Raw genomic sequence first — 6,618 nt, forward strand, 5'->3', positions numbered from 1 at the left:
CTGGAGCTTTAGCTGCGGCTAAACTAAAAATTAAAGTTGCTCATGTTGAGGCGGGATTGAGAAGTTTTGATAAATCTATGCCAGAGGAAATAAACAGAATTTTGACAGATCATGTTAGCGATTACCTATTCGCCCCAACAGAAACCGCTGTAAAAAACTTACATAATGAAGGAATACGGAACGGTGTTTATCTGACTGGAGACGTTATGCTTGATGCTCTTTTATATAACGCCAAGATTGCTGAAAGATGCTCAGAAATCTTGGATAAGTTAGGATTAAAACCAAAAGAATTTTGTTTAGCAACTGTTCACAGAGCTGAAAATACGGATAACCTTGAGAGGTTAAAGAACATAATTGATGCCTTTGTGGAATGTGAAGAGCCAATAGTTTTTCCGGTTCATCTGAGAACTGAAAAGTTCTTGAGAGCTTATGGACTTTATGAGTCACTCAAAAAAGCTGAAAATGTAATTTTGATTAAACCCGTTGGTTATTTAGATATGCTAATGTTAGAAAAGAACGCAAAAAAGATACTGACTGATAGTGGTGGTGTGCAGAAAGAAGCGTATTTTTTAAAGGTACCTTGCATAACTTTGAGAGAAAGAACTGAGTGGGTAGAGACGGTTGAAGATGGTTGGAACGTGCTTGTTGGGGCAGATAAAGAGAAAATACTTAGAGCTGTTAGAGAATTTGAACCATCGGGAGAAACTTACACCTACAAGTTTGGCGATGGGAGAGCTTCGGAAAAAATTGCGGAGGTGATAAAGAACGTTGATAGATAAAAAGAGAGTTCTTATAATAGCCCCCCACTACAATTCTTTTATAAAAGATTTTACAGAAGCAATGGCTAAGGAAGTTGGAAGAATTTATGTTTTAGTCCGTCACAACTATCTCTCTGAACTAGCTCATTACTTGCCATTTTCATACTTCAGAAATGTTGAGAAATATTCAAAAAGAAATTTGGTTGATTTAAAAAACAAGCCCGACAACGTAGACGTTCACGTCCTATCTACGCTTTATTTTATTCCAGATGGGAGAAATTGGGGTTTGGGTGACAAACTTTTCGAGAAGTTTAGGGATCATATCAAAAAAGAGAAAATTGAGTTTGATTTGATTCACGCTCATTTTACTTGGCCGAGTGGATATGTTGGAGTTAAGCTTGCTAAAGAATTCAGTGTTCCAGCTGTAATTACAATTCACGAGAACAGAGACTGGTTTTTGAGAGAATATAACTCAAAAAATGATAGAATTTATTGGACTTGGAAAAACGCTGATGCTATTATAAGAGTCAATCAAATTGATGTTCCAATTCTTAGCGAGTTTAACCAAAAGGTTTATTCAATACCTAATGGTTTCAATCCCAATAAGTTTCCAGTTATGAATAAAAATAAAGCCAGAGGAGTCCTTGATTTACCTGAAGATAAAAAAATAATTTTTAGTCTAGGAAACTTGATTGAAAGAAAAGGTTTCCAATATTTAATAAGTGCAATGAAAGAAGTAGTGAAGGTTAGAAACGATGTTTTAAGCTTCATCGGTGGCAGCGGCCCATTAAAAGGAGAACTTGAAAAGCAAATAAAAGATCGGGGGCTCCAAGAGCACGTTAAACTTCTCGGCTTCGTTTCTGATGAAGAGCTTGGCTATTGGATGAATGCTGCTGATTTGTTTGTTTTGCCGAGTTTGAGTGAGGGGAATCCTACGGTTATGTTTGAAGCTTTGGGTGTTGGTTTGCCTTTTGTTGGGACTAGGGTTGGTGGTGTGCCAGAGATAATAATTTCTGAAGACTATGGGTTACTTTGTGAGCCAGCAAATCCAAAAGAGTTGGCAGAAAAAATTTTAATTGCTCTGGAAAAGGAATGGGATAGAGAAAAGATAAGAAAGTATGCTGAGCAGTTCACATGGGAGAATATTGCGAAAAAGACGTTGGAGGTTTACAGAGGTGTGCTGAAATGAAGGGCTCAGATAACATAGCTGTAAAAAATAAAATTGGTATATTTTTCTTGCTATCTGCTATAATTTTCAGAATATTAACACTTCCAACATCTCCGGGAAATTTCTATGGACCAGCGCACTACTATAACCTATATCTTCCAGACTTTGGTCTTAATAGTGATATTGCTATCTTACCACATGCTTCAAAAACAGTTTTATCGATGTATCTCTTGAATAAAGTGACACTTGAGGTTTTAGGAGATATTCTCTTGCTCCATCAAGCAATATACGTTATGCAACCGCTACTTGTTTTTTGTTCGTATTACTTGTTTTTTACTTTTATTGGAGTTCGTGATTACAAAATATTCCTATCAGGGTTTCTTTCAATGATTTTAGGTTGGCCAGGGATCGTGTTAATCCTTGGTATGGTTGTTCTATATTCGTTTTTTAAAGTTGGGAGAGAATTTTTTGTGTTAGCTTTGATTTCTTTTTCAACTCTCACTTTATATTGGCATTCTGGTCACATGTTATTTTTTGTAATATTGCTGTCTATTTCTGGCTTTATTTTAGTTATCAAAATCATATTTAAAAATCAAGCCGGTAAAGTCAATCAATATATCCCAACTAGGATTGTTTTGGTGACATTACTCTCGACTTTTGTATGGGTATGGGGTAGAAAATTGTATGGATCTCAAAACTTGCTCTCCTCCTTTAGAGAGTATTTTTATCTTAAAAGATTGTTAGAAGGTTTGTTTTCGAAAGGCGCCTTTGTACCTCCGGAGTATCTTTATTATGACCCTCTATATGCGAGATTCAATCCGATTTTTGATGCTCTTAGATATGTTTTATATCTTGCAACCTTTATTATAACTTTATCAACTTCATTTAAAGCTCTTAAACTAAACAAGAGAGAAGAAATACTTGGTTTGCCGTTAATTGTTGGTTCAGGTGCTTTTATGTTTCTGTACTATCTCTCAACATATACTATCGGACCTGCGCCCATATTAGTATTTTTAATTCCTTACTCTTTAAACATTTTGACAAAACAAATGGTCAATAGAAAGAGCTTCGCATTAATTATGATTTTCTTTGTGGTTTTGTTGACAATAACAGGAATTTATGGCCAGTATAAAGGTATACGATCTTCCCCTGAATTTAATCAAGATTTCATAACTTTCTCCCCACCAATCCAATGGTTAACAGAACATAAAGCCGAAATAACCATAATCTCCGATGCAAACACGTTGGGATATATGACCATTTGGTATGGTAAAAATAGTCTCTATCACAAGTCTGAACTCCATTTTGTGTCTATAGGAAATTATTATTACCAAAAACTATATACAGGAAACTATGAGAGGAGAGGAGACATAATTTTTGTTTATAATTACGAATTATATAGAAAAAACTTAATGTTTGAATCTCTTCAAGCATGGAACAAATATAAGCCATTGGAACCATTGGTAGTTTTGAAAAATAGATTAAATGTAGTTTACTCTTCACAAAAAATTTGGATTACTACTTAGCAAAAATAAAGAGGAGGGATGAGAGAATGAAAATCCTTACCGTAGCACCAAATATATCAAGGCCGTATTTGGGCCCGGCGGCAGTAGTCCATAACACACTTAAGGGGTTCATAAAGATAAATAAAGAGTTGGAAAGAGAAGATATTGAAATCACCTTCCTTTCTATCAATGACAAAATCAAAAGCAAAAAATTAACGGACAACATAAACATCATCGGAACAAAAAGATTTCCACCTGTAACATTTACAGGAGAGATTCAGGCCTTATTTGCATCAAGAAAACTTGAAAAGCCAGACCTCGTGCACTCGCATGACTTGTATGAGATATTTCCATGGATTTTGAAAAAGATTCCTACTATTTTTACTCTTCACGGTATAGTTTGGAAAGAAAAAATGTTTAAAAAGAGTTTATATGCAAAGATTTGGTATTATCTTTATGAAAAAAGGCTAAGAGCGTACCATAAAAAGTTTACAAAATTCGTAGCAATATCTCCTTATGTTTTGGAAGAGCTAAAGACGAAAGGCCTTAACACGTCAAAAGCGGTAGTTATTGAAAATCCTGTTTCAGAGGAGTTTTTTAAAGTTGAAAAGAGAGAAGAACCGGTGATTTTGTATCCTGCTACTTTAATACCGCTTAAGAATCAGTTAGGTTTTCTTAAAGCAATATCTATACTTGAAAAAGAGTTAAAAGATTACAGAATAATTTTTGCTGGCGGTCCAAAAGACAAAAATTATGAGATAAAATTGCGAAGTCTTGCAAAGGAAACTAATCTTAACGTTGAATTTGCTGGTAAAGTACCTTATGAAAAAATGTTAGAACTTTATTCTAGAGCCTCAATTGTTGCTTTAACTTCATTTGAAGAAACCTTTGGAATGGTAATTGCAGAAGCTATGGCTACTGGAACTCCAGTAATTGCTTCAAAAATTGCAGCGATCCCATATTTGGTTGAAGATGGTGAAACTGGATTCTTAGTTGATCCAAATAATCCCAAAGATATAGCTGAAAAGCTTGTAACGCTACTTTCAGATAAACATTTAAGATCGAAGATGGGAAGAGAAGGTAAAAAGGTAGCTGAAGAAAGATGGAAAGATGAAATAATAGCGAGAAAACTCCTAAACCTATACCTCACCTCAGCAAACCCCTAAGATTCTCTAAGATTCTCCTGGGACGAAACAGCTGATGTGCTTTTGAATTTCCTTTCTAAACACCACACCCATCGCCCCGAGGGTCCCGAGGTAGGACCCGACCCAGCCCAAGCCTACTCCCATAATTCCCATCTTCGGCACCAGTAAATAACTCAGCCCCAAGAATAACACGGCTTTTAGCGTATTTATTGCCACTATATCCTTCACCTTCTTTTGGATGTTCAGCACCGTTAGGGCAAAGTTCACGAGCACAACAAGGAACCCCCCGAAAGCCATAAGCCTCAACAAAGGCAGCCCTCCAACGTATCCCTCACCAAAGAACCTTAAAACATAACCTCCAAAACTCCACACTCCAATGATAGCAGCAATCAAGTATGCATAACTGAAAGTTATTGCCTTCTTTAGAGTCCTTCTCATGTTTTTAAGCCCATGGCTCCCCTCAACGAAGAAGGAAGTGTTTATCGCGTTTGGCACAAACAAGATGAGGTTTCCTATTGAAAACGCCATGTAAAAGTAAGCCGCTTCCTCTTTTCCCAACATGCTCAAGACCAGTGTCGGCATGAGGTAGTTGGGAGCGATATTCGCTATGTTGGCCAAGTAATTGCCCACTGAAAAGTTAAAGGCCCCCCTGATGAACTCCCTATCTATCTTTATCGTCGGGATACCCACCATAACAACGGCGTATCCCACGCCGAGAATAAGCCCTAACCCAAAGGATGAGATTATGCCAAGTACTCCCAGCGAGGTTAAAAACACCAGAAATACAAACCTCCCTGCGAGTAGAAGGTTCTGCAAAAAAGCATGCTCGGCCTGCCTCCGGGCTATTGCATATGTATATAAGACGTTATAAAACGTTCCGATAACTGAAAACAGCACAAAAAGTCCCAGAAAATCCCACCCAAACTCCTTAAATGACTCCGAATTAAGCATAAGTAATCCATAGGCGATCGAGAGGACTACACTTGCTACGCCCGTTACTAGGAGGGCACTACTTACTGCTTTCTCCTTATATTCGGGGTAAAATCTTATTATCGCAAAGTTCATGCCTAACATTGAGAGTTGGAACGTTAGGTTAAGAGCCGAGACGACGGCACTCGCAACTCCCACATCTTCTGCGGGATAAAGCCTCGCAGCGATGGCCCAGAAGAGAAAACCTGCAACGGCAGTGGTTAAAGATGCCAGAGAGATGTATATGGAGTTCTTGTAAAGTGGGCTTTTGAAGTTTCTGAACTCCTGTTTTAGAAGCTCAAGCATTTTTCTGACCTCCCTTAAGCTTTACTTGAGAAAGACATTTAAAAACTTTCACAAATTTGTCTGATACAGAACAATGCTATTAAAGTCAAGACGCTTACTAAAAATTAAGGGAAAGGTTGTCATTTCAAATGCTTCAGAGTGAGAAGTCATTGTTTTCTCTCAAATGTGAACTCAACTTCTACTGGTTCATTCTTATTAGCACTCTCTAAAGCTTTTATAGCAACCATCAGGGCATGGAGTCCTTCTTCCCCACTTACCAGTGGTCTCTCTTTCTTTTTAACACACTCAACAAAATGTTCAAGTTCATTTCTTAGAGGCTCTTTAAACTGCACTTTCGCCTCTCTAACCCATTCATGATTGTATAATACGAGCTTTTGGGCTATGTAATCCAATTCCACTATGCCCTCAGACCCAACTACGGTGAGGGTTCTAACTTTATGAGGAGTAAGCCAGTTGGTTTCCACAATTCCAGTGGTGTTTTCAAAATCAAGCATTATTATTGCGTAATCCTCAAGTTCCAAGGGATTCTTTGCACTTCCAGCCTTAGCGTAAACTTTTCTCACATTTCTCTCAATCAAGAAACTCATTATATCAATATCGTGAACTCCTAAATCTATTATCACTCCAACATCTTTGATTTGTGGAGGCAAAGGCCCAACACGCTTGGCAGTGAGAGTAACGATTTGTCCAATTAAATTCTCATCCAAAACCTCTTTCAACTTCAGAACAGCCGGGTTAAACCTCTCCACGTGCCCAACCATTAGGGT

6 protein-coding genes are annotated in these 6,618 nt (G+C 37.5%); 4 read left to right on the plus strand and 2 right to left on the minus strand.

Going from position 1 to position 6,618, the window contains the following annotated elements:
• The 4 genes from wecB to H5T41_10520 all read left to right on the plus strand — a co-directional run.
• Positions 1-779: UDP-N-acetylglucosamine 2-epimerase (non-hydrolyzing) (wecB, locus tag H5T41_10505; protein MBC7109191.1), on the plus strand; the 779-nt coding region annotated here is incomplete at its 5' end.
• 61 nt (positions 780-840) lie between these two features.
• Entirely contained in the window at positions 841-1,947 is a 1,107-nt protein-coding gene (locus H5T41_10510; protein MBC7109192.1) for a glycosyltransferase, read from the plus strand.
• Entirely contained in the window at positions 1,944-3,452 is a 1,509-nt protein-coding gene (locus H5T41_10515) for a hypothetical protein (protein ID MBC7109193.1), read from the plus strand. Before H5T41_10510 ends, H5T41_10515 begins: the two co-directional genes overlap by 4 nt.
• A 26-nt stretch (positions 3,453-3,478) precedes the next feature.
• A complete protein-coding gene (locus H5T41_10520; protein ID MBC7109194.1) occupies positions 3,479-4,597 on the plus strand; it encodes a glycosyltransferase family 4 protein in 1,119 nt (372 codons plus the stop codon).
• A 6-nt stretch (positions 4,598-4,603) separates the two neighbouring features.
• Here H5T41_10520 and H5T41_10525 read toward each other — a convergent pair whose 3' ends face one another.
• Positions 4,604-5,851, minus strand: coding sequence for an oligosaccharide flippase family protein (locus tag H5T41_10525; GenBank protein ID MBC7109195.1), 1,248 nt, complete (start codon positions 5,849-5,851; stop codon positions 4,604-4,606).
• 146 nt (positions 5,852-5,997) lie between these two features.
• Positions 5,998-6,618 (minus strand): Gfo/Idh/MocA family oxidoreductase (locus tag H5T41_10530; protein MBC7109196.1); only part of this gene is annotated, 621 nt, incomplete at its 5' end.

The sequence above is a fragment of the Methanomassiliicoccales archaeon genome, assembly GCA_014361295.1.
In the GTDB taxonomy this organism is placed as follows: Archaea; Thermoplasmatota; Thermoplasmata; order Methanomassiliicoccales; family JACIVX01; genus JACIVX01.

Coding starts and splice junctions, on each gene's coding strand:
- H5T41_10510 (MBC7109192.1), top strand. CDS start 841: ATGGCTAAGGAAGTTGGAAGAATTTATGTTTTAGTCCGTCACAACTAT.
- H5T41_10515 (MBC7109193.1), top strand. CDS start 1,944: ATGAAGGGCTCAGATAACATAGCTGTAAAAAATAAAATTGGTATATTT.
- H5T41_10520 (MBC7109194.1), top strand. CDS start 3,479: ATGAAAATCCTTACCGTAGCACCAAATATATCAAGGCCGTATTTGGGC.
- H5T41_10525 (MBC7109195.1), bottom strand. CDS start 5,851: ATGCTTGAGCTTCTAAAACAGGAGTTCAGAAACTTCAAAAGCCCACTT.